Origin of the sequence: Prevotella communis, from assembly GCF_022024175.1 — a bacterium.
GTDB classification, from domain to species: domain Bacteria; phylum Bacteroidota; class Bacteroidia; order Bacteroidales; family Bacteroidaceae; genus Prevotella; species Prevotella communis.
Map to the genome: position 1 here is coordinate 3496881 of NZ_CP091794.1, position 22741 is coordinate 3519621.

The 22741-nt window shown below is 52.1% G+C and carries 15 protein-coding genes; 1 reads left to right on the forward strand and 14 read right to left on the reverse strand.

Annotation, left to right across the window (positions count from 1 at the left end; all coding sequences use genetic code 11):
* Positions 1-15: 15 nt before the first annotated feature.
* Both L6466_RS14015 and L6466_RS14020 read right to left on the reverse strand, forming a co-directional pair.
* Entirely contained in the window at positions 16-1269 is a 1254-nt protein-coding gene (locus L6466_RS14015) for an imelysin family protein (protein WP_237802471.1), read from the reverse strand.
* A 56-nt stretch (positions 1270-1325) separates the two neighbouring features.
* Complete coding sequence (locus tag L6466_RS14020; protein ID WP_237802470.1) at positions 1326-2591, reverse strand: autotransporter outer membrane beta-barrel domain-containing protein; 1266 nt, start codon at positions 2589-2591, stop codon at positions 1326-1328.
* Positions 2592-2790: 199 nt separating this feature from the next.
* Between L6466_RS14020 and L6466_RS14025 the strand changes: the two genes are divergently transcribed.
* Positions 2791-4359 carry a S41 family peptidase gene (locus L6466_RS14025; RefSeq protein ID WP_237802469.1) on the forward strand — a complete coding sequence of 523 codons (1569 nt, stop codon included), beginning with the start codon at positions 2791-2793 and terminating at the stop codon, positions 4357-4359.
* A 79-nt stretch (positions 4360-4438) separates the two neighbouring features.
* On the opposite strand, the gene L6466_RS14030 is transcribed toward L6466_RS14025, so the two are convergent.
* From L6466_RS14030 to ruvB, 12 genes are all read right to left on the reverse strand, one after another.
* Positions 4439-6556, reverse strand: a complete 2118-nt coding sequence (locus L6466_RS14030; RefSeq protein ID WP_237802468.1) for an MBG domain-containing protein — start codon at positions 6554-6556, stop codon at positions 4439-4441.
* Between the two features lie 189 nt (positions 6557-6745).
* Complete coding sequence (locus L6466_RS14035; RefSeq protein WP_237802467.1) at positions 6746-8203, reverse strand: hypothetical protein; 1458 nt, start codon at positions 8201-8203, stop codon at positions 6746-6748.
* Between the two features lie 52 nt (positions 8204-8255).
* A complete protein-coding gene (locus L6466_RS14040) occupies positions 8256-10001 on the reverse strand; it encodes a leucine-rich repeat domain-containing protein (protein WP_237793973.1) in 1746 nt (581 codons plus the stop codon).
* Positions 10002-10057: 56 nt separating this feature from the next.
* Positions 10058-11743, reverse strand: a complete 1686-nt coding sequence (locus tag L6466_RS14045) for an InlB B-repeat-containing protein (protein ID WP_237793972.1) — start codon at positions 11741-11743, stop codon at positions 10058-10060.
* 59 nt (positions 11744-11802) lie between these two features.
* Positions 11803-13503: a hypothetical protein gene (locus tag L6466_RS14050; RefSeq protein ID WP_237802466.1), complete on the reverse strand. Its 1701-nt coding sequence runs from the start codon at positions 13501-13503 to the stop codon at positions 11803-11805.
* Between the two features lie 377 nt (positions 13504-13880).
* Positions 13881-15863 carry a hypothetical protein gene (locus L6466_RS14055; RefSeq protein ID WP_237802465.1) on the reverse strand — a complete coding sequence of 661 codons (1983 nt, stop codon included), beginning with the start codon at positions 15861-15863 and terminating at the stop codon, positions 13881-13883.
* Between the two features lie 468 nt (positions 15864-16331).
* Entirely contained in the window at positions 16332-17153 is an 822-nt protein-coding gene (locus L6466_RS14060) for an AraC family transcriptional regulator (RefSeq protein ID WP_237802464.1), read from the reverse strand.
* 40 nt (positions 17154-17193) lie between these two features.
* Positions 17194-17604: an rRNA maturation RNase YbeY gene (ybeY, locus tag L6466_RS14065; RefSeq protein ID WP_237802463.1), complete on the reverse strand. Its 411-nt coding sequence runs from the start codon at positions 17602-17604 to the stop codon at positions 17194-17196.
* A gap of 38 nt (positions 17605-17642) precedes the next feature.
* Complete coding sequence (gene coaD / locus L6466_RS14070; RefSeq protein ID WP_091853320.1) at positions 17643-18113, reverse strand: pantetheine-phosphate adenylyltransferase; 471 nt, start codon at positions 18111-18113, stop codon at positions 17643-17645.
* Between the two features lie 64 nt (positions 18114-18177).
* On the reverse strand, positions 18178-20103 hold the full coding sequence (locus tag L6466_RS14075) for an ATP-binding protein (protein WP_237802462.1): 1926 nt from the start codon (positions 20101-20103) through the stop codon (positions 18178-18180).
* On the reverse strand, positions 20096-21598 hold the full coding sequence (locus L6466_RS14080; RefSeq protein WP_237802461.1) for a HAMP domain-containing protein: 1503 nt from the start codon (positions 21596-21598) through the stop codon (positions 20096-20098). Before L6466_RS14080 ends, L6466_RS14075 begins: the two co-directional genes overlap by 8 nt.
* Before the next feature lie 79 nt (positions 21599-21677).
* Positions 21678-22718, reverse strand: coding sequence for a Holliday junction branch migration DNA helicase RuvB (gene ruvB, locus L6466_RS14085; protein ID WP_237802460.1), 1041 nt, complete (start codon positions 22716-22718; stop codon positions 21678-21680).
* Between the last annotated feature and the right edge of the window lie 23 nt (positions 22719-22741).

Genomic DNA, 22741 nt, shown 5'->3' on the forward strand with positions numbered 1-22741 from the left:
ATATATTTGTTAGTATTATTCCGGAATTTCCACTACTTCATCATCTTCAAATGACTTGTTCCAAATGGTGCTGACATACTTCACAAACGGACCAGGGATAGCGCCAATCTTACTGATGGCACTGCTGATGGCAGCCTCTACGGCCTGTCCAGTCTTAGAGTCGTTCTTAGCAAACCACTGACTCAGGCTCACCTTGGCATTACCCTTGGCACCATTGGTATTTCCGTACCACACGTTCTCGATAGAACGGATGTTATTCTGGAAGTCGGTCAGCGAGTTATAGCTATAAGGTGACTCCACATAGAAGATATAACCACTCTGGAAGGGGTGACCAATCTTACCAGAGCCAACCTCGTCGGCAATGGCTACTGCACTACCCTCATCATCATTGAGTACCTGAGAGAGGGCATCGTTCAGGCCGTCGAAGGTGCTCTCGGTAGAACCAGAGTTCTTCATGTTCCAGCCAAAGCTCTTACCCTTCTTGGTCAGATAGTCACGATTAGCATCCTGTACAGCCTTCAGACGTGCAGCGTTGGGTGTCTCGCTCCAGGCCACCTCCAGGTTATAGCATGAGAGGACCAGTTCCTTGGCCACAGCCTCAGCATATTTCAGTTCCTCAGCACCCTTCACATCCGTGAATCCTTTATAGGTATCATTGCTCTGGAACTCTGCCACCTGACGGTTCTTGCCATCACGGAAGAGCACGAACTCCAAGGCATGGAAGCCCAGGATGCTCTGGTCGTCGAGTGCCTCCTCGCTAAACTGGCCTGTGGTGAAATAGCTGTGCAACAGGTCGCGGTTCAGAGGCCATGAGTCAATACCTGGGTCGATATCAAAGTCGCTGGCAGCACCACCCAGGAATGCCTCACTCTTCTCCCACCAGGCACGAGCCTCCTTGAAAGCGGCACAGGCATTGTCGATATTTGCCTGCGTAATCTCGTTGGCAGAGAGGTCGCCCAGCGATTTCTGCAGCTTCTCGGCAGCGTCAGCCAGATTCTTATAGGTAGGCACAATGACATTGTCAACATTGTTCTCCAGAATCTGCTGCAACTCAGCTTTCTGAGCATCGGTCAGATTACTCTTCTCAATCTTGGTCATAGCCAGGTTCAACTGGTTGATGACATCCTCACAGGCATTCATAGCCTGCTGGCCATACACCTTGTTGTTGAAATCGGGGGCGTTATCGTCGTCGCTACTGCACGATACGAACCCCATGCCCATTGCTCCTGTTATCATAAACGAAAGAGCGAACTTAAAAATTGTTTTCATAATACACTATTTTTCTTAATTCTAAACTCTTAATTCTTAATTCTTAACTCTTAACTCTAAAGAAAGAATCCCTCGTAGGCGATACCGATGTTCAGACTCGGTTCGTTGTTGTACTGCCCTTTCAGGAAGCGATGTGAATACTCGGCCTTCACGGCTATCTGCTTCATGGGGTAGTAGTTGACACCCACTGCCATACGGCGTACCACAGAATAATCATAGCTGCTGGCACCCACCTGTTTGGCATAAGGGTCGTATTGCTCATAGCGTCCGAAGATAAAGAGGCGCTCGCCCCGCTTTCTCATATCACGAATCTGAGAGAAGATATCGTAACCAGCTTCAAGTCCAACAGCATAGGCCTCGCTGCTCACCGTGCGCATAGAACTGCTATGGTGGAAGGGTGACTTCTTGTTGGTACGGTTATACATATCCATCAGATGCTCGGCATCGCCCAGATGACCATAGTCAGCCTGTCCACGAACAATCCAGTTGTAACCTTTACAGGTGAAATCAAGGGCACCAATGGCTACGGCACCTTTATACATCGTGGTGAGTCCGGTGGCCTCGTTGGGACTGCTGTTGCCGATGCTATGACCATAATAGCCGCTCAAACCGATGCGCAGACCGGGAATGCTATAGTTGTCCACACGGGCGCTGACACCAAACTTATTGGCAACCTCGTATTCCGTGGGCGACTTCGTGCCGTTCTTAATCCAATTGCTACGGGTAAACTGGTCGCTGTTCAGGCCGGCCAGCAACTGCACCTCATAGCGCCAGTCTTTCTGACGCCCCCAGAACGAGATACCCGTCTGATGCCAAGTACAAGGCAGGATGGTGTTCTCGCCTTCAGGACGATAGACCGTAAAGAACTGCAAAGGCTCGTGATGGGCATTGGTGAGTCCTACAGGGACTACGATATGACCAGCCTTGATATTGGCCCAGCGCGCAAAGGACTTCTGAATCCAGAACTGCTCCAGCTCTACCTCACCACCCTTCTCGGTCTCCTGTTCCCATTCTGCAAACTCGTCGGCCTCGAGTTCCTCTGCAGAACCCGTTCCGCCATGCTCAAACTCAATCTCTGTGCCAAAGGTCCAGCCACGACCGAAGTCGTAACTCAAGTAGATAACGGCATGGGGAATGTCCAGACGGTTGTGTGAAGGGTCGTTCTTATGGTTGGCAGCATCATTATAACGAAAAGGGTTGTCGCTATAGAAGTTGCGGGAGAAGACCACTTCTCCGTAACCTCCTACGCTAAGACGGTTGCCACCAGCATGACTCATCACACTATCGGCAGCACTCTCTTGTGCATGAGAGACCGTTGCCATCCCGAATAATCCAAGCGCAAGCAATGCGCAAAAATTTCTATTCATGGTTAAAAAATCATTCATTCATTAATTTCCGGCTGCAAAGGTATGGCATCTGAAGAAAACACGCAATACCCAAAAATTGCTATTTTGCGAACTTCCTTTTGGCATTTCGGTAAAAATAACTAACTTTGTACCCAATTTTAATGAGACTATAAATATGAAAAGGATTTTTATACTGCTGTCGGCAGCCATGATGGGCCTCTCGAGCTATGCACAAATGAACGTGACACGCGATGACACCCCCTTGCGAAAACTGAGTATCGCAGAGATGGCTGTAAAGGCACTCTATGTGGACAAGGTCGATGAGAACAAACTGGTAGAGGATGCCATACGTGGCATGCTGGAGAAACTGGACCCCCACTCTACTTATACCACACCCAAGGAGACAAAAGCGATGACGGAGCCCCTGAACGGTTCGTTCGAGGGTATCGGCGTACAATTTAATATGGTGGAGGATACGCTCATCGTTATCCAGCCCGTTATCAATGGCCCATCAGAGAAAGTAGGTATCGTGGCCGGCGACCGTATCGTGATGGTGAACGATACCGCTATTGCTGGCGTGAAGATGACCAAGGAGGAGATTATGCGCCGCCTGCGCGGTCCGAAAGGAACCATTGCCGACCTGCGTGTTGTGCGTCCTGGTATCAAGGACCTGCTCACCTTCAAGGTGAAGCGCGACAAGATTCCTGTACATACCGTTGACGCCACCTATATGATTCGCCCAGGCATCGGTTATATCCGCATAGGCAGTTTTGGTGCCACCACCTACGACGAGTTCATGGAGAGCATGCAGAAACTGAAGGCACAAGGCATGAAAGACCTGGTGCTCGACCTGCAGGAGAATGGTGGTGGCTATCTGCAGGCTGCTGCCGATCTGGCCGGTGAGTTCCTGGAGGCAGGTGACCTGATTGTCTATACAGAGGGACGCGTGACCAATCGTCGTGACTATAAGGCACCCAAGCATGGCAGTTTCCGCGACGGACGTGTCGTTGTGCTGGTGGACCAATATACGGCTTCGGCTGCAGAGATTGTGACAGGTGCCATTCAGGATCAGGACCGTGGTATGGTGGTAGGACGCCGTACTTTTGGTAAGGGTCTTGTGCAGCGCCCCATAGATTTGCCAGACGGTTCGATGATTCGACTGACCATTGCCCACTACTACACCCCTTCCGGACGTTGCATCCAGAAGCCCTACGAGAAAGGCGACAAGAAGAGCTATGAGAAAGATATCCTGAACCGATTGAATAGCGGAGAACTGATTACTGCCGACAGCATCCATTTTGCCGACTCACTGAAGTATCAGACCCTGAAACAGAAACGTACCGTCTATGGCGGTGGCGGCATCATGCCCGACTATTTTGTGGGTCTCGACACCACACGCTATACCAAGTTCCATCGTGAGCTGGCTGCCAAGAGCGTCGTGATACAGCAGAACCTGCGCTATATCGACAAAAACCGTAAGGCACTGAAGAAGCAGTATCCCGACTTCCAAACCTTCAAGGCCAACTTCGAGATTCCTCAGTCGCTGATAGATACCATCATCACAGAGGGCGAAAAACTGAAAATAAAGCCTAAGGACAGCCTCGAACTGGAGAAGACGATACCTTACCTCAAACTACAGCTGAAAGCGCTTGTGGCGCGTGATTTGTGGGATATGAGCGAATATTTCTCTGTATTCAACGAGGATAGTGAGATTGTCAACAAAGCACTGGAACTGTTGCAATAGGATTAATTGCATTTTTTATTATGAAACATAAAAAACTCCGGAGAAAAGCCTCCGGAGTTTTATGTTTCTATATTTTCTCTTACTTCATCACGACCTTTTTGCCGTTGATGATATACATACCCTTCTTGCTAGGAACGGTGACCTTGCGGCCATTCATGTCGTAGATGGTCTTACCGGCAATAGCCTTGATGGTGCTGATGCCCGTGGCTATCTGCGCCAGTTCTGCATAAGCCGTCTCTGCATCCGTCAGCACACTGAGGTTAGTCACCAGTGCCTTCTGGTCGGCAGTCAGCGCATTATAGGCACTGCGGGCAGCCTCAATCAGCGCCTTGCTCTCGGGTGTGTAGGCCACCTCGCCGATAGCCGTGATCTTTCCGATGACAGCGTCGGCAGCCTCCTTGTCGGCAGCAGCTTTCTCTGCAGCGGCCTTCAGGTTGGCATAGGTTCTCTCGGCAACGGTCAGCACCTCGATATTCGTCACCAGTGCCTTCTGGTCGGCAGTCAGCGCATCATAGGCATTGCGGGCAGCCTCAATCAGCGCGTTGCAGTCCTCTGTGTAAACCACCTCGCCGATAGCGATAATCTTGTCGATGACTTCACCGGCAGCCAGCTGGTCGGCAGCAGCCTTCTCAGCAGCAGCCTTCAGGTTGGCATAAGTTGTCTCAGCAGTGGTCAGCACCTCATAGTTGTTAACCAGAGCCTTCTGATCCTCGGTCAGTGCGGTGTATGCATTGCGGGCAGCGTCTATCAGAGTTTTGCTCTCGGGTGTGTAGGCCACCTCGCCGATAGCCGTGATCTTTCCGATGACAGCATCGGCAGCCTCCTGGTCGGCAGCAGCCTTCTCAGCAGCGGCCTTCAGGTTGGCATAGGTTGTCTCGGCAGTGGTCAGCACCTCAAGGTTGGTCACCAGTGCCTTCTGGGCATCCGTCAGGGCATTGTAGGCCTCGCGGGCTGCATCAATGAGTCCCTTGCTGGCTTCCGTGTAAGCCACCTCGCCGATAGCCGTAATCTTACCCATGGCATCGTCGGCAGCAGCCTGGTCAACGGCAGCCTGGTCCACCAGGACCGTCAACTTGCCGGGAACGAAGGTGATGTCGTAGTTCTTGGCGGTAAGACCCGACGGTGTGATGTCGTAGGTGCTGCCCACGGCACTCTCTGCGGTATAGTCACAGGCAACAGCCAGCGTGCCTTCCAGCACGTCTGCCGTCTCCTGGGCCACGAAGCCCTCGTAGGATACCTCGTACTCGGGCACCTCGCTGCCATGGATGATGTTCACGTCGGCAGCCTTGACGGTGAGCGGCGCCTTCTTGATATTGAACTTCTGCGTAGCCGCACCGGTGAAGTTACTGTTCTTCACAGCGCTGGCCGTTACCACAGGAGCCTTGGCATCCGTAGTGCTGGCTACGTCCTTGTTGTTGATATACGAGAAGACATAGTCTGTACCCTCCACCAGTGTGATGCCGTCGTAGGTCAGTGTGGGAGCGGGCTCCTGCGCCTTGCCGTTGTAGGTCAGGTCGGCCACCTTGCTCATGAAGCCGTCCTCCAGGGTCTTCTTACGGATGGTGAACGTCTTGGAGTTCTCACCCACATAGAAATTATGTCCCTCCACGGCCTTGATGGTCACGGTAGGAGCGTTCTCAGCAGCATCCTTGTCGCAGGCCATCACATTGTCAGAGTAGGTCACGGTATAGTCCGTGCCCAGTACCAGCACCTTGCTGCCGTCCTTCACGGTGAAGGAAGGTGTATGTGCCTGTGCGTTGTAGGTCACGGGCAGGATGTTGGAGATGGTGATGTCCGGATGGTCCAGATGCTTCTTGTACACCACGCTGAACTCTGCCTTGGCGCGCTGCATCACGAAGGTGTAGGTATGTGCGCCGGTCTGTGCGTCCTCAGAAGCGAAGGTCACGTCCACATCCTGCAGCAGGCCGATGCCGGCTGTACGGCGGGGAGCCTTTGCCATGGCGGCAATCCACTGACCAGTAACATTACCGATTGACCAGCCGTCATCAGGCGTCACCACGATGGTCACGGTCTCGCCTTCCTTGGCCTTTGTCACCTCATCCTGGCCCACGTAGAACTTCATGGTACTGTGGTCGTTGGTGCCCACGGTGAGGTCGTAGGTCGGAGCGACGTCCGCCCACGCGCCCGTCACTGCTGCCATGAGCAGCACGAGCAATGAAAATAATTTCCTTTTCATATATCTTATAGTTTTATGTTCTTTTTTCTTCTGAAACGAAGGCTTTGTTTTTATTTGGAAACTAATTCCCGTAATTAACATAATTGTTCCATAATTAATATTATAATTTTTTATTATGGCCATTATGAATAAATTACGCTTATTATGGCAATTAGTTTCTTAAACATATCCTTCGTTTCTTATTCACTCTCACTTCACCACGACTTTTTTGCCGTTCATGATGTAGATGCCCTTCTTGGTCGGCATTCCGTTCAGTTTGCGGCCGTTCAGGTCGTACCAATTGTCAATTGTCAATTTTCCATTTTCAATTGAACCGACTCCCGTAGCTTCGCTGTCGAATACGAGGTTGATAGCGCGGGCATTAGAGTTGCTGATGCTCAGCCAAGCCTTGTTGGCGCCGACGGGGAGGTCGTTCTTCACGAAGACGAAGGCCTTGCCGTTGAGGGCATAGTTGGTCTGGTCGTCGGTCGAGGCGGCGATGGTCGTGGCCTCAGTCGTGCCGATGAACTCAGGTGCTACGGTGAGCTGCAGGTTAGGCTCCTCGTTGGCGGGGATCAGCAGGAAGGTCTTGGCCTCGTCGCTGTTGTTGAAGATGAGCAGCGGGGTGCGGCTGGGCGCGGTCTCGATAGCGGCGCTGAGTGTGGCCTGGTCGGCGTTGACGCTCGTGATGGTGTAGAGCTCGGCGTCGGCCGATGTCTCGGTGTCGGCGTAGAGGGGCTCGTCCTTATAGTAGGTGATGAACTCCTTGGCGGCCACTTCTACCTGGTAGCCCTGGAAGAGCTGGAAGGTGTTGCTGAGGTCGGTCTCGCCGGCGTAGTTGCTGCCTTTCTCGGCGAAGGCCTTGAGGGCGTAGAGGCCGGGGGCGAAGTCGAAGTCGACGAGTTCTACGCCGTCGCCTTCGGGCTGCTTTGTCTGCTCGTCGAGCTTATAGATGCGGCAGTAGTAGTCCTGGGTCTGTGTGAGGTCTTTCTGCTCGATGTCGTCGTGCACGGCTACGAGTGCCAGCACCTGCAGCATGTTCATCTCGGCGGGTTCGTACTTACCGGGAACCTGCTCGCTCTTCTTCACGCGGTAGCGCACGCCGTTGGTGCCGTCGCCCATGGTGGCGGTCACGTCCACCGATATGTCGCGCTTGATGGTGTAGGTGGCGGTCACGTCGTACTGCGGCATCTTGAACGATGCCTCGGTCTTGTCGGCGTTGAGGTTCACTGCGGAGCCGTCGATATAGCCGGGAATGGTGATTTCGAGGAAGTAGTCAAATTCTTTGCTATTTGGATCAAAATACTTTCCTGTACACGTAGCAGTACCATTGAAAGGACCGTTGATAGTGATGAAATGGTTGTTTGCATAAGGAGATCCAGTTAGACCACAAATTACTTTCTCGCTGCCAGAGGAGACAGGAGGTCCATAAGATCCACTTGCACAGCCTTCTCCATTAATTGCATAAAGCTCCTGTATTATCAGGTCGAGTTCTCCATTGCCATAGTCATAATCACAGCTGATTGTCCACGGCAGCGTGACGTTCTCCACCGTCTTGGTGTTGCCGTTGGCTTTGAACTGCACGGTATACGGTCCTTGTGCCCATGCGCCCGTGGCTGCGGTGATGAGCAGCGCGAGCGTCATTATATATCTTGATATTGTTTTCATATATTGTATTCTTTTTATGTTATACCTTATAATATATACATTCGCGAGGGGGTTACTTGATGAATCGATAGGATTCATTCGCGTTGATTATTGCTTCAGGAAGTACTGCTTCAGTATTCGAATCAACAAGTTGTCCATAGTTGGTATGATGAACTCTGTTGCCTTCTCTGATGAATAAGCCTGAGTCTTTATTTTCATCGCGACTGATGGCGTTGGCCCAGCTATCTCCCTCGGCATAGTAGATGGTAACGCCGTTGACGGTGAGGGTCAGCAGTTTCATCGTCTTCTTCACCTCCACCTTGTCGATGACGTAGCCGTGCTTGGCTTTGATCTTCACCTCGGTTTCGGGGTCGATGCCGGTCTTGCTTGCTTTGCCGTTGGCGTCGATGGTGACGGACCCGCTGCCTACGGTGACGCTTTCAACCTTGCCCTTCGAGAAGTCGTTGGCGGGCTTCACAGCGAGGTCGTACTTCTCCACGACGGTGAACTCGCTGCTGTAAACGGTGCCGTCGTAGGGGCTGTTCTCGTCGGTCTGCTCGGCCTTAATCCAGTAGTAGCCGGGCTTCATGTCGGCAAGGAAGGCTTCGAGGGTGATGGGGTTGTCCTGGTCGTACTCGATGGGTAGGCTTGAGTCGTCGCCCACGAGCACCTTGATGGTGATGCCGTCGGCAGCGATGATGTTCTGAGCTTCAGCAGCGGCCAGCGGGTCGATGAGCTGGATGGTGAGTGCCTCGGCGGGCTGATACTTGCCGTCGCTGCCCTTCTTCACGACGATGTTGCCAGAGCTGGGCAGTCCGCTGAAGATGACGGGATTCGTCTCGTCCTGCATGTCGCGCACCAGCATGTAGTTCACCGTGGCGTCGAAGGGGGGCATGGTGAACGATGCCTCAGTGAATAGATCCTGGGCACTTGCCGCATTGGTGGTCACTTTGATGGGGGTAGGCAGCGGCTCCAGGTCGCCCACGAAGGTGACGTTGACGCTGCTGAAGTTGTTCTGATAGGTGCTCAGGTGCTCGGCGAGCACGTGGCACTGGGTGGCCTTGCCTGACTTGAAGTCACTGCTGGTATTGCCCCAAGTCAGGTTGTCCGGGTTGGCGTAGAGATTGACGTCCGATATGGCTGAGCTGAGCGTGAAGGCATAACCGCCGATGCTCGTCACCGTCGAGGGGATGGTGATTGATGTCAGGCTGCTGCATCTGCCAAAGGCACCAGTGCCGATGGCCGTCAAACCTTCGGGCAGGGTGACGGAGGTTATGGCTGAGCAGCCCATGAAGGCAGCTTGGCCGATGCTCGTCACCGTCGAGGGGACGGTGATTGATGTCAGGCTGCTGCAGTCGCTGAAGGCATTAGCGCCGATGGCCGTCAAACCTTCGGGCAGGGTGACGGAGGTCATGGCTGAGCAGCTGCTGAAGGCACTTTCGCTGATGCTCGTCACCGTCGAGGGGATGGTGACTGATGTCAGGCTGAAGCAGCTCATGAAGGCATTAGGGCCGATGGCCGTCAAACCTTCGGGCAGGGTGACGGAGGTCAGGTTGGAGAAGAAGTAGAAGGCATTAAAGCCCACGGATGTTACGCCGCTCTCCACCACCACGCTGGTGATGTCTCCACTGTTGCCGTCCCATGGCCGGTCGGAACCGTTAAGGTAGTCCGCCATGCCACCGTTGCCGCTGACGGTCAGCGTGCCGTTGTTGAGTGTTACGGTGCAGTCGCCGCTTTCCCACTGCGTCTGCGCCCACGCTCCGCCGACTGCCGTGAGTAGCAGCGCGAGCGTCATTATATATCTTGATATTGTTTTCATATATTGTATTTCTTTATGTTGTTTATACCTTTTATATATATACATTCGCGAGGGGGTTACTTCAGTTCCGACAGCTGGTCGGTAATGTCGGTGCCGTTCACGCTGATGCTGGTGAAGGATGCGACATCAAGGTCGCTACCCTTCCATACCTCGTAGGTGTTGGCTGTCGGGTCGAAGGTGACCTGGAATCCATACCAACTCCATCTATCAGTGAAGGAGTTCGTGCCGCTCCCCTTGAATATGAGCTTGCCATTCTCTACAGACAACTGTTTAGGACCGTTGCCACCGCCAAGCTGGCCCGTTCCGCTGACAAAGGTGAACGTGCCATTGTTGTTGGTGAAGGTGCAGGTACCGTCATCTCTGTATTTGAATGCGATGACTACCGTTGCGCCGTTCTCGAGTGCGGTGGCCAGCGTCGCCGCCCCTCCCTTCTTCACCTCCACCTTGCGGAACTTGTAGCCGTCGGCGGCCTTGAGCTTCACCTCGCTGCCCATCTTCACGCCCTCGAGCTTACCCTCGGTGACGGTGGCGGCTGCGCCACCTACAGTAACGGTAGCCTTGCCACTCTCGATGGTGTTGGCGTTAGCAGCAGTGAAGGTTGCGGTATACGTCATCTCCTCGAAGATGGCCGTGATGATCATATCCTCCTCACCGGGTTCGATGGTGATCTCGCGCACCAGGTCAGTGCAGTCGGAGGCATCGCTCCAGCCCTTCAGTTTGTAGCCCTCTGCAGGTATGGCCTTCACCTTGACGGTAGCCGTCTGAGCCACGGTAAAGGTACCGTCGCCGTTGACAGTCACGCCCTCGGGAATGCCGCCATCTTTATAGAAGGTAATCTTGCTGACTTCGGTGGAGCAGCTCTGGAGCGTGAGGCTCTTGGTGGCTTCGCCTTCCCATACGGCGCTCTTGCCCTCGAAGGTCCAATTGTCATTAGGCTTTATGTTAGGGTTATATTCACCATAATTATCAATCATCGTGAATTCGATGCGGCTGAAGGGGTCGCCTGTGGTGCTGAAGGTAACGGTAGAATTATCTTCCCACTGGTTAACGAAGAAGCTAAGACTATGCAAATAGTCACCAGCCTCAGTGATCTCATTGATATATGCATCCTGGGTGCTGGTCATAGTGATGTCATCTACGGTATATTCCTTGGTATTAAACGTCCAGCCGCTCCATGTGTCAGCCGTCCATTCCACTTTGGTTTCGCCACCCATGCTTACGCTACCCTTTTGGACGTCGTTGGCAGCAAGGGTCACCTTGGTAGGAGCATAGATAGGAGTCAGCACCACGTCGCTGCCGGGCATGGTGAAGGTCCACTGCTTGGTATTAGCGGCGGGTTCGGCCACGGGGGTTACCTCGATGGCGTCGCTGGTGGTGTAGTAGAACTTGTAGTTATCTTTTTCACTAAATAAATTTTCATGAGTAAGTGGAAGTTCACCTACATTTACTTTGGTCCCAGCATTTTGAACCAACTTAAATGAATTGCTGCTTGCGCCCGCTCCGTAAATGATGAGAACTTTGTCCGCCGGGACGGAATTGAGAAGGGCCTTGGCCTCGTCATCGGTCAATGAGGAAAATTCCTTGAAGCCTGGCAGGTCGTCGACTGTCAAAGGCGTGTCATCGTTGTTCCATTCCGAGGGCACTGTTAACTCTTTAAGGATCACGCCGTCCGTGGCCCACGCGCCCGTGACTGCCGTGAGTAGCAGCGCGAGCGTCATTATATATCTTGATATTGTTTTCATATATTGTATTTCTTTATGTTGTTTATACCTTTTATATTATATACGCGCGAGAGGGGCGGTCAGAAGCCGAGGACTGGCCTGACACGAACGCTATTCGACTTAATGTAGGAGTCCCAATACTCGCTGGAGAATATCCATGAGTAATTGCCACCGTCATACGTGGCAGACCAATAGCCGCTAGTAATTGCCGTACCGCCAACTGTGGTGATATAGGCATTCACATTGCCGTCGTAAGTCGTGCCGTAACTATCACTTACCGTCGAGCCGAGGTTGGTGAATATCGCCTCGTAGTCGCTCTTCTGTGCCACGGCCCAGTTAGACACGGTGGTCTCGCCCAGCGTTTCGTAGCTCGACAGGTTGCCGCGGGCGCCAGCATCGGGCAGCACTTTCAGCGTGGTGCCGGCGTAAGAGGCAGACGTCCAGCCGTTGATGGTGTTCCATGTCTGATTCGTTGCGTCCTGCAGGGCGAGAATCAGGCCGTGGCCCGTTTCCGTCACCTTGCCCAGGATGCCCACTGCGGTGCAGCCGTCGGGAACAGTAGTCTTAGCGTCGTGCAGGTGGCCTGCGGCGCACACCACCTTGCCGATGTCCGCAGCCGTAGCCTCAGAGGCAATCGGCCCGTCCCATGTCGGAGCAGCCGCCTTCTTCTCGGCCTTCACGCCGATGACTTTCTTCGTGCCGGTGTAGGTGACGGTGACGGTCTCGCCCTTCTTCACGCCGGCGTTGGGAATGGCGGTCCACTTGTCGGACTCTTCGGTGCCCTCGGCGAACTCAACGGCGTAGGTGGGCTCGGGCAGCACGGTGACTGCGAGGCGCTGGGGGTCGGTGTCGCTATGCTCGTCGTCGCCCTTGATGTAGTACCACACGTAGTAGGTGCCTGCTGCGTCGATAGTCTCAGCCGTTGGGATGGCGGCTTCCCACTCGTCCTCGGCCAGTGCGATGGCGTCGGCCTGGGAGAAGTTCTCGCCGTAGATGACGAAGTACATCAGTGTGCCACCGGTGACTGCGTTCTCAGCCAAAACTGCGAGCGGAGCCTCGGTCTTGGCAGCAGCATCCACTGCTGCGGTCAGCCCATTGTCTGCCAGAGTAGCCAGGTCGTAGTACTCCACGCTGACGGTTACGTTGCCACCGGGCATCTTGAACGTGCCGGTCTTCGTCGCAGCGTTCCAGGCGAAGTCGTCGACGGGGGTGCCGGAGGCGTTAGGCGTTGCTGCTGCAATGAGAGTGGTAAGACCTGTCGTCAGGTCTTCGTCGAAAGTGATGTTCATAGAACTCGAGTGTGAACTGTTGGTCAGCACGCAGCACCAACCGTCTTTGGACACAAACATGGCCGTATGCTCAACGGTATTGCTCACCTTGGCATAGGCGCAAACCACGCCGTAGGCAGCATGCTGATACTCGTTGGCCGTAGCATTCCACTGATAGAGGCGGAACACAGGCACATCGGTGCAGTTGTAAGTGTACTGATAATAATCTACATCGTCGATTCCGTGTTTATCGGTCGTCGACCAGAGACCCATATACTCCAGTTTCCACGGGCCGGCCGAGGTGTTTTCTGCCTCGAACCCACTGCCTTTGTAACCTACATATGGGTTCGCGAATCCTGAAAGCGAGGCCGAAGCCGTTGTCTTAGGATAGGCAGGATTGCGTTGACAATCGTAGCAATACTGGAAGATGTCCTCTCCCGTCTGCGCCCACGCTCCGGTCGTCACGGCCAATAGCGCGACGAGCGTCAGTATTGTTTTCTTTAATTGTATCATAATCTTAATGTTTTAATGTTTCTTTGTTCTTGATTCTATTCACTCTAAATATCGATTGTATTGACTACAAATGGAGTTTTTTGCCTCTGGGAGTGCTCTGTATTGACTACAAAGCCGATTTTTTGCCTCTGGGAGTGCTCTGTAGTGACTGCAAAGCCACTTTTTGCCCCTGGGAGTGCTCTGTATTGACTACAAAGCCACTTTTTTGCCCCTGGGAGTGCTCTGTATTGACTGCAAAGCCACTTTTTGCCTCCGGGAGTGCTCTGTATTGACTACAAAGCCATTTTTTGCCTCCGGGCGTGCTCTGTATAGTCTGCAAAGCTCGTCATCGTCTCCATCGTTTCCTTATACATTATATATATATACGCGCGAGGGGATTACTCCGACAGGTAGAAGGCGATGTATATTATAGGTTTGCCGGTGAACCTATTATCATCCTTCAGCAGATCAACCGTCGAGGCGGCACTGCCCGTCCACGTGATGGTCGCATTACTAGAAATATCCCATCCCTCGCCGAGGTTTGCAAGATCCCAACCTTCAGCACCTTGGGGTTTCATATCGATCTTTGTGAACTTCTTGCCGGTCGGTGCCGTAAAGGTAAAGCCGCCGGATGCGTCCACTCGGAAACTGATGCCAACCTTCGTCGGATTTGAGCTATTTTTCCACGTGGCTTCTACCTGTTCGGCATTACCACGCAGCTTGACCTCATCCATCTCATACTCGTCGGTGTCGTAGACAGAAAGTTTGCTGACGTTCGTAACGTCCCATATGATGTCGGCCACGGGAACCTCAATGGCCGTAGCCGCAATCTCGCTGTCGCTGTGCGTGTCGTCGCCCTTCACGTAATACCAAACATATACCGTGCCACTGGCGGTGATGGTCTCAGCCTTGGGCACCGCCTCGCTGAAGCCATCCGTCGAGGCAGGCTTCGTGTTCGTCGTGGTCAATGCATACATCAGCGTGCCGCCGTCGGCCACGCCACCGCTCACCAGCGCCGTGCTCTTGCCAACGCCAACAATCGCCGCACCCGTCGGCGCCGTCGTCACCGTAGCCGGTTCCTTCGCCGCCGGAGCGTCGCTTGTAGCCTCCTGAACGAGACGGACACTGCACCCGTAGAAACGACTGCCGTCGCTCGCGGGAGTCAGACTGCCCGAACCGAAGAACACTCCGTACGTTTTGTCCGTGCCATAAGGCGTAGCAGACGAGTAGTCGCCGTACGAGCCCGGATTGTTCACCCTCGAGCCATTCCGGTAGCCTGCAGCCGGCAGGAACACACAACCGGCTGTCTCCATCTTGGTCCAATCCTCAACGGTGTAGCTGTTGCCATTCCAGCCAGTGTTGCCTGTATCGTTGACACCTGTCGGAGCAGTCACGCCGTCGGGGTGAGTATAGGTGTCGGGGAAGAGGATAATGCCCCGTACATTGTTTACCATAGCCTTGGCATAGCGGCCGTTCTCGGTGCCGTTCACGGTAGATGCACTGCGGGTTTTGAACAGATATGTCCACTCGTCACTTGTCAGCGTGCGCCAGCCTGTGCCCATCGTTGCGCCCCAGTCCACGAAGTCGCCGGAATAATCACTGTTGGCTGCAGAAGTATTCATACCGTATGTGGTGGCAGATGTGCTCCAGCCGAACTTGTCCCATGCGTCTGCGCTGTAGCTTGTGTAATAGTCATACTGGTTGTCGAAGAAGCTCCACTTCGACGATTCGTAGCGCAGGTTACCCTTCGAGAAATACACCTGCTTCGTGTCGCTGACGCTGAAAACGCCGCTGAGGGCCCCGTCGGGAACGCTGGGAGCAGCCGCGTCGCTTGTAGCCTTCACGCCCTTCACCTTCAGTCGTCCGTTGTACTGCAGCGTCACGGTCTCCGAGCCGTCGCCCTTCAGTCCGCCGATGGGCAGCGCCTGGGCCTGGCCCTCGCCCACCTTCACCGTCCACTTGCCGGCATCCTTCACGCCGTCCTTCATGTAAGCGTAGAGGGGGGAGGTGGCGCTGACGAAGATGCCATGAGCATAACTACCAAAATTTATACTGATGGTGGCTTTGCCATCGGCTATAACCGTCACCGGGGTGCTTGCGCCGTTTAATTCGCCAATGTTGACGGCGCTGGTGTTGTTGGAGCTGATTCCGGTAAGAGGCATTTCAAAAGAGGACATAGTGCTGATTAAATTACTGAATTGTTCACCCGTAACCGCCTCAAAGAGTTCGCCGATGGTAGTGGCGTAGGGCAGCGGCTGCTCCAGCGAGCGTGTCTGTTCGCGGTAAGTGGCCGTAATCAAATGCTTGGCGTCTTGCGCCCAAGCGCCCGTCGCCGCCGTCATGAGCAGCACGAGCAAAAGTAGTAATTTGTTTCTTTTCATACTGTTAATAGTTTAGAATATTAATAAAGATGTTTATACAATACTTGTTTGTTGTTCGGTATATGTTGGTTAGTGTTTTATAATGTGCTATGACAGGCACTGTTTTCGGAATGTTCCCTGATGGATTAAAAACTGATTTCGGCGGACCTCGCGCACTATGACATCGTTCTTTTGCCGAAGTTCATCATTTTGGTGAAATAATCGCCAAAAGAGAACGGCTATGAGCAATATCAGTAGCACGACGGCCGCCGAAAGCAGGATAATAATAGTAGTAGTCATCAAATTAGGTAAAAATATATGTTGTTTAGCTTTTTCTGCTGCAAAAATATATAAAAATTATATATTATGCAATAGCACAGACAAGATTACATATATTTTCAGACAAGATTACATACTACAAGACAGCATTTAGCATACGGAAAGACAGCGTTTAGTTTGCTGAAAAGACTGCGTTTTGAAAAAGAACGGTTACTGATTCTGCAAGGCAGACTTGCGGAACTCGGTGGGCGTCATGCCGAAACGATGGCGGAAACATTTGCCATAATAAGCATAACTGCTGAAACCACAGTCGATAGCAATCTGAGAGACACTCTTATCGGGATGAGTGGACATGAGAAACGTAGAATACTCCAGGCGGAGCTCCTGCATATAGTCAGTGAGCTTAGCATACTGGCTACCCTTTGAGAAAGCAGCACCCACACGCTCCTTGGACAGATTGAAACGGTCCATGATAGTCTGGCGGTCGAAGTTCTTATTAAGGAACAGGCGTTCGCGCACGATGATATCGTTGATATAACGGAACAGCTGTTCATCGGAAAGGGTGCTGATGTCTGTTATATCGCTGGGAGAAACGGTGTTTTTCAACTCCTCTTGTATGTATTTCTCCCTGTAAATCATGGCCTCGTTAATCTGGTTGGCCAGCGACAGGTTTTTGCGGCTGATAATACGGTTCTTGCGGATAATGACGAAGACCAGGATAAGAACACCAATCAGAACGCCGAGAACGCTGTTCAACAGGTAGCGCTGACGGTTGTTATCAGTCTGCTGCTTCATGATAATCTGATCGTAGTCGTGATAGATAGCAGCCAGTTCCTGAGCCGTTTTCACAACCCTCAACGTGTCTTTCATCTCGCCATACATATAGAGCGAGTCGGCCTCACCCATAATCCGAGCGAAGGAAGAGCTATCACGGACATCTGGCGAGAAGACACTCGGTTCACCGCTGCCCGTACAGTCCACGAGGAGTACCGGAGCTATTGTCAGGATGATGAGGTATAATATCTGGCGCATAGTTTTAATAGCTTTATAGCTGATTAATATGCTAGTTTTTTTAACGCAACGCTAATGCTTTATTTTCAGCAGCTTCCATCAGTTCCCGCTCACCGGGCCCCTTGTCATTGATACCACAGAGATGCAAGATGCCGTGAATGATGACACGATGCAGTTCCTCGTCATAGGTCTTATGAAACAGTTCCGCATTAGAGCGTACCGTATCTAAAGAGATGACCAGGTCGCCATTCAGGACATCATCCTCACAATAGTCGAAAGTGATGATATCCGTATAATAATCGTGCCCCAGGTATTCGCGGTTGACCTCCAGGATATGCTCATCATCGCAGAAGAGGTAGCCCACTTCGCCCACCTTCTTATTATAAGTAGCTGCCACACGACGAATCCAGGCGGTGGTGTCGCGCTTTTTGATGGCAGGCATTTTCACGTTCTCAGTGCTGTAAGAAATCATATTTCGTTATTACGTTATTTCGATATTTCGATATATCGTTATTTCGATATATCGGTATTACGACTAGGCAAATAAGATGAGACATCTACGCCGAAATGCTGCAGTTCACGCACCATCGACGATGAAACCGAAGCATATTGAGGTTCACTATAGAGCAGGATAGTCTCCACCTCACCATTTGTCAGCTGGCGGTTGACATCGGCCTGCTCACGCTCATACTCAAAATCCTTCACAGAGCGCACACCCTTCACGATGAAACGGGCCCCCTCAGAACGGGCAAAGTCGACAGCCAGTCCAAAATAGGCCTTCACCTCAATGCGGGGCTCATCAGCATAGAGCGCCCGGATAGCCTCAATACGCTCTGCAGCAGGAGGGATGCCAGGCTTCTGTACATGATCGCCCACAACCCCAATGACCAGTTTGTCGAAGAGCGGGAGGGCACGGGTCACGATTGAATCATGACCTATGGTAAAGGGATTGAATGTTCCGACAAATATTCCTGTTTTCATCTCAAAGAGTTTGGCTGCAAAATTACACAAAAAAAGTAAAGTACACAAATTTGTGGTCTATAAATCACAGAGGGAACTCAAAGATAAACCGACAACCATCATGATAGCTGGTGTCGAGCCAGAACTTACCACCGAGGTTCTCAACATGCCGCCTGGTGAGAGGAAGTCCCAATCCCAGTCCCTCACTGAAGTCATCAACCTTGGTGAAGAACTTGAAGATGCGCTCACGGTCGGCCTCGGCAATACCCTTTCCTGTATCCTCAATAATGAAGCGTATCGTCGTATCAGTACGGGTGATACGCGTCATGATATGCTGTCCGTCGGAATATTTCACTGCATTGAGCAGCACCTCGGCCAGACTATACTGCAGGAACTGCCTGTTGGTAGTGATAAGCAAATCGTCGGGCACCTCTGTCTCAAAGCCAATGAAACGAAGGTCGGGATAGAGCTGCATGACATAGTCCACCATCTCCATCATGGCCGTATTGGCCGACACCGCCTCACGATTCCTGCTGATAGCCGTCTCGGAGAAAGTGGCATCAGAACTGTCGAGAAGCATCAGAATCAGTCGGGTAAGCAGTTTGGAGTTGTGCTCCATTGTTGCCGTCAGACCCTTTATCTCATCCTCCGACACACAGTCGCAAGGCAGGATGGGAGCCGATGGCGAGTTGAGTATCTGCGCGTATCCCATAATGACATTGAGCGGTGTGCGCACCTGGTGCGTCATATTCTGGATAAAGGACGTCTTCTGCCTGTCGGCCTCCTTGACCAGCAGCGTGGCCTGTTCCAGTTCCTCATTATACTTATGCGCCTTGTCACTGGCCGCACGCACACTGTCCATATATTGCCTAAGCGACTCGAGCATCGTCACATAACTGTTCTGCAAACATCCCATCTCATCGATACGAGAGATGCGCTCTATCTCGACCTTCAAATCGCCCTTTGCTATTTCCTGCGTCTTGCACAGCAACTGGCGCAACGGACTTAGCGAGCGCGCCATCATCTTATAACAATAGAAAGCAATGAAAACCAGAGCGACAATAAGGAGGGTAACGACGATAAAGATAAGCCTATAATAATCTTTCAGGATATCACTGTCGGGACACACGATAGCCAGACTCCAGGAAGTGCCAGGCACAGGCTTATAACAAACCTGCGACGGGACATCATTAATCGTCACCGACATCTCCCCCTGATTACCTTTCGTCATCTCGTGACCCAGGACAATGAGGTCTTTCTGCTTCTGCAGGTTGGCCACCCCGAAAATAGTCTTGTTGAAGAGACGGGTAGAATCCGGATGTCCCACATAGCGACCTTTTTCATCGAGCAGGATAAAATATGAATTAGGATAAGGTTTCTCTTCTGCCAGTATATCCGAGATATGCAGAAGCGACATCTCTGTAGAGACAACACCAATATGCTGATGCTGCGCATTATAGAGCGGTCGGCTATATGTGGCAATCATGCCATTCTTATTCAGGTTCAACTGGTTGGTCTCGTCATAATAGACCACCCAAGCCGGCTTGTGCCTGTCGCGCGGCGTTGCGTACCATTCCTCTGTGAAATAATTATAATCCTTTTCCTGCGCCGTCGTAATAGAGTCGCTATCCTTTCGGATAGAATAAGCCATAAAATGGCGTGGATATTGTGGAATGACGTCTGGCTCGATACTGATAGCACACCCATCGGAATAGGGGTTGAAATGCACTATACGCTCTGAGATCGCCATCAGCGAGTCGGGCTGCATACTTTTCTCTATCAGCCAACTGTAACTGTTTGTTGCCGTCTCGATGGTGATGAGGTAGCGATGAATGCGCTGCAGCGACACGTCGAGCATCACATTGGCGCGCTGCACGGCCTCGCCACGAATCATGCCCTGAGAGTGGTAGAAAAGGAGTCCCACAGAGCCACAGAACACAGGCACAGCCATGATGAGCACCCAAAGACTGAGCTTCGTTGAGAACGACCTGCGAATATTCATCTTAATCATGTTCTACCTCCTTTCTGATATCCTCTTCCGACTGATTCAGCAGATGATTCAATACCCGTGCGATGGTGTTACCATTCTTCTGGATATTCTCCACCAGTTTAGCCGTTTCTTCCCACTTGGCCTGCCCCTCAATCTGGCGCAATGCCTCTACATCCTTGTCGATGACCTGTGCCGGAGGCAACATCTGATCAGACATATGGTGCAGGAAGGCCGTTTTCATTTTGTCGGCCTTCTGAGCTTGTTTATAAGCACTTTTCAGTTCCTTACTGCGCTGTTGAATGGCATCCGTCAGCTGTTCCAACTCACCAATCTGCGACGCCACAGCCCTGCGCATCCGGATGAAATTGCGCTGCAGACTGCCTATCTCGTCGCGGCCCCATGTATGGGGTATAGGGTCGTCGTAATGGCCTTCGGCAATATGCTGGGCTTTCTCGGTCAACATCTTCAACGGACGCAGACGCAGGAAGAGGATTGCCCAACAGGCCAGCAACATCAGCAGCAGACCGCCAATAGCGATGAAGACGGCGTAATTATACAGTCGGTTGTACTCACCAAAGATACTGTTTTTCGACATTGCCACAGCCATTGTCCAGCCCAGCTCATCCTTTGAGCGCATAGGCACATCGACCTTCTTGAAGGGTTTATAGAAGATGTAAGAGTCGAATCCATAGAAATTAAAGGGGACATATCCGGATTTGCCCGACTGAATCTGCTGCAACAACTGCTGCAACGTCTCGTCAGGTAAGCCAAGGGAAGTGGGCTGCACCAGATGCAAACCCGTGGGATGGACGATAAACGAACCATCTTTATCCAACACCGCACAATAGGAGTCGGGCGTAGGCTTGATATTGGCAATGGTGCCTGACAGCAGACTGATAGACACATCTACACTGATGACACCAATAGGCTCACCATCATCACCGGGTATGGGCACACTGTAGGATTCCAGCGGCTCCTCGTCGGTATCCATGCCCTCCAGAGGATTCAGCCACAGGGCCTTGTTCTGAGTCATCGGTTTCTTATACCAAGCCTGCTCCGTATAAGGTATGTTCCCGAAAGAATCTGCACTGACAATGAGAGAATCGGCAGGAGCGTCAGAAACGCTTCCCGTGCGGTGATAATAAACCATGAACGTGTCACGATCGGCATAATAGCCGGGCTTAAGGGCAATGGCACAACCGGTGGCATAGGGGTTTGTCTCTACAATCATACGACAATAGGCACGTATCGTATCAGGATTATTCAGGAGAGGCCTTAACTGATAATACATATTACCCGTTGTCTCCTCAACACTCAGCAGGATATTGTCTATCCTCACCATCGCTCCTTCCAGCGTTTGCGATGCTCTTTGCAAGGCGTCCTCCTTCATCACCTTGCGCGAATAGAAGAACATGACAAGGAGCGTGAGCATCAACAGCAAACAAACTGCCGAGGCTACTCGTAAACTGAGCCTTAGTGATAAGTGCTTCCTATAAAATGTAGATAGTCTCTGCATATCGTTGTAGTATGAGTTGGCTTATAGCTACAAAAACAATCTTTAAATTATTGATTAACAGATAATTACACACATATACCTACGTCTCGAAAAGGTTGGGCTCCATGATATTTCCTGAATAGGGATTGCGCCCGAAGTGCCTGTAGGCCAACTCAGTGACCATGCGACCTCGTGGCGTGCGCTTGATGAAACCTTCCATGATGAGGAATGGCTCATAGACTTCCTCTACGGTGCCAGCATCCTCACCAATAGCCGTGGCGATGGTGGTAATACCCACAGGACCACCTTTGAACTTGTCGATGATGGTGAGCAGTATCTTGTTGTCTATCTCGTCAAGTCCGTACTTGTCAATATTCAAAGCTGTCAGTGCCACACGTGAAATCTTCGTATCGATGGCACCATTGCCCTTCACCTGGGCAAAGTCGCGCACACGGCGCAACAGGGCATTGGCAATACGTGGCGTTCCACGACTGCGACCTGCAATCTCCATAGCGGCATCCTCCGTGATGGGCACACCCAGGATATTCGATGAGCGCTCGATAATCTTGCTAAGTGTCTCAGGATCATAGTATTCCAGGTGCATATTGATACCGAAACGGGCACGGAGAGGCGCCGTGAGGAGTCCGCTACGGGTGGTGGCACCCACCAGCGTGAACGGGTTCAGGTCTATCTGGATAGAACGGGCCGAAGGGCCCTTATCTATCATGATATCAATACGATAGTCCTCCATCGCGCTGTAGAGATACTCCTCCACAACAGGCGACAGGCGATGGATCTCGTCGATGAACAGCACATCACGCGGCTCCAGCGAGGTAAGGATACCTGCCAGGTCGCCTGGCTTGTCAAGCACGGGACCGCTGGTTATCTTGAAACCTACACCTAATTCATTGGCAATGATATTACTGAGCGTGGTCTTTCCCAGTCCGGGAGGACCGTGCAACAGGGTATGATCCAGCGGTTCACCACGATACTTGGCCGCTTCAACAAACACCTCCAGATTCTCTACAATCTTCTGCTGTCCGCTGAAGTCGCCAAATCGCAGTGGGCGCAGGGCATTCTCAAACTCCCTCTCGCCACTACCGGCAAACCGCTCTTCGCGTATGTCAAAATCTTCGTCCATTGCCAATTTTTCGGCAAAGATAC

Coding starts and splice junctions, on each gene's coding strand:
- L6466_RS14015 (WP_237802471.1), bottom strand. CDS start 1,269: ATGAAAACAATTTTTAAGTTCGCTCTTTCGTTTATGATAACAGGAGCA.
- L6466_RS14030 (WP_237802468.1), bottom strand. CDS start 6,556: ATGAAAAGGAAATTATTTTCATTGCTCGTGCTGCTCATGGCAGCAGTG.
- L6466_RS14060 (WP_237802464.1), bottom strand. CDS start 17,153: ATGCGCCAGATATTATACCTCATCATCCTGACAATAGCTCCGGTACTC.
- L6466_RS14075 (WP_237802462.1), bottom strand. CDS start 20,103: ATGATTAAGATGAATATTCGCAGGTCGTTCTCAACGAAGCTCAGTCTT.
- ruvB (WP_237802460.1), bottom strand. CDS start 22,718: ATGGACGAAGATTTTGACATACGCGAAGAGCGGTTTGCCGGTAGTGGC.
- L6466_RS14035 (WP_237802467.1), bottom strand. CDS start 8,203: ATGAAAACAATATCAAGATATATAATGACGCTCGCGCTGCTCATCACC.
- L6466_RS14050 (WP_237802466.1), bottom strand. CDS start 13,503: ATGATACAATTAAAGAAAACAATACTGACGCTCGTCGCGCTATTGGCC.
- L6466_RS14025 (WP_237802469.1), top strand. CDS start 2,791: ATGAAAAGGATTTTTATACTGCTGTCGGCAGCCATGATGGGCCTCTCG.
- L6466_RS14045 (WP_237793972.1), bottom strand. CDS start 11,743: ATGAAAACAATATCAAGATATATAATGACGCTCGCGCTGCTACTCACG.
- coaD (WP_091853320.1), bottom strand. CDS start 18,113: ATGAAAACAGGAATATTTGTCGGAACATTCAATCCCTTTACCATAGGT.
- ybeY (WP_237802463.1), bottom strand. CDS start 17,604: ATGATTTCTTACAGCACTGAGAACGTGAAAATGCCTGCCATCAAAAAG.
- L6466_RS14080 (WP_237802461.1), bottom strand. CDS start 21,598: ATGCAGAGACTATCTACATTTTATAGGAAGCACTTATCACTAAGGCTC.
- L6466_RS14040 (WP_237793973.1), bottom strand. CDS start 10,001: ATGAAAACAATATCAAGATATATAATGACGCTCGCGCTGCTACTCACG.
- L6466_RS14055 (WP_237802465.1), bottom strand. CDS start 15,863: ATGAAAAGAAACAAATTACTACTTTTGCTCGTGCTGCTCATGACGGCG.
- L6466_RS14020 (WP_237802470.1), bottom strand. CDS start 2,591: ATGGCAACGGTCTCTCATGCACAAGAGAGTGCTGCCGATAGTGTGATG.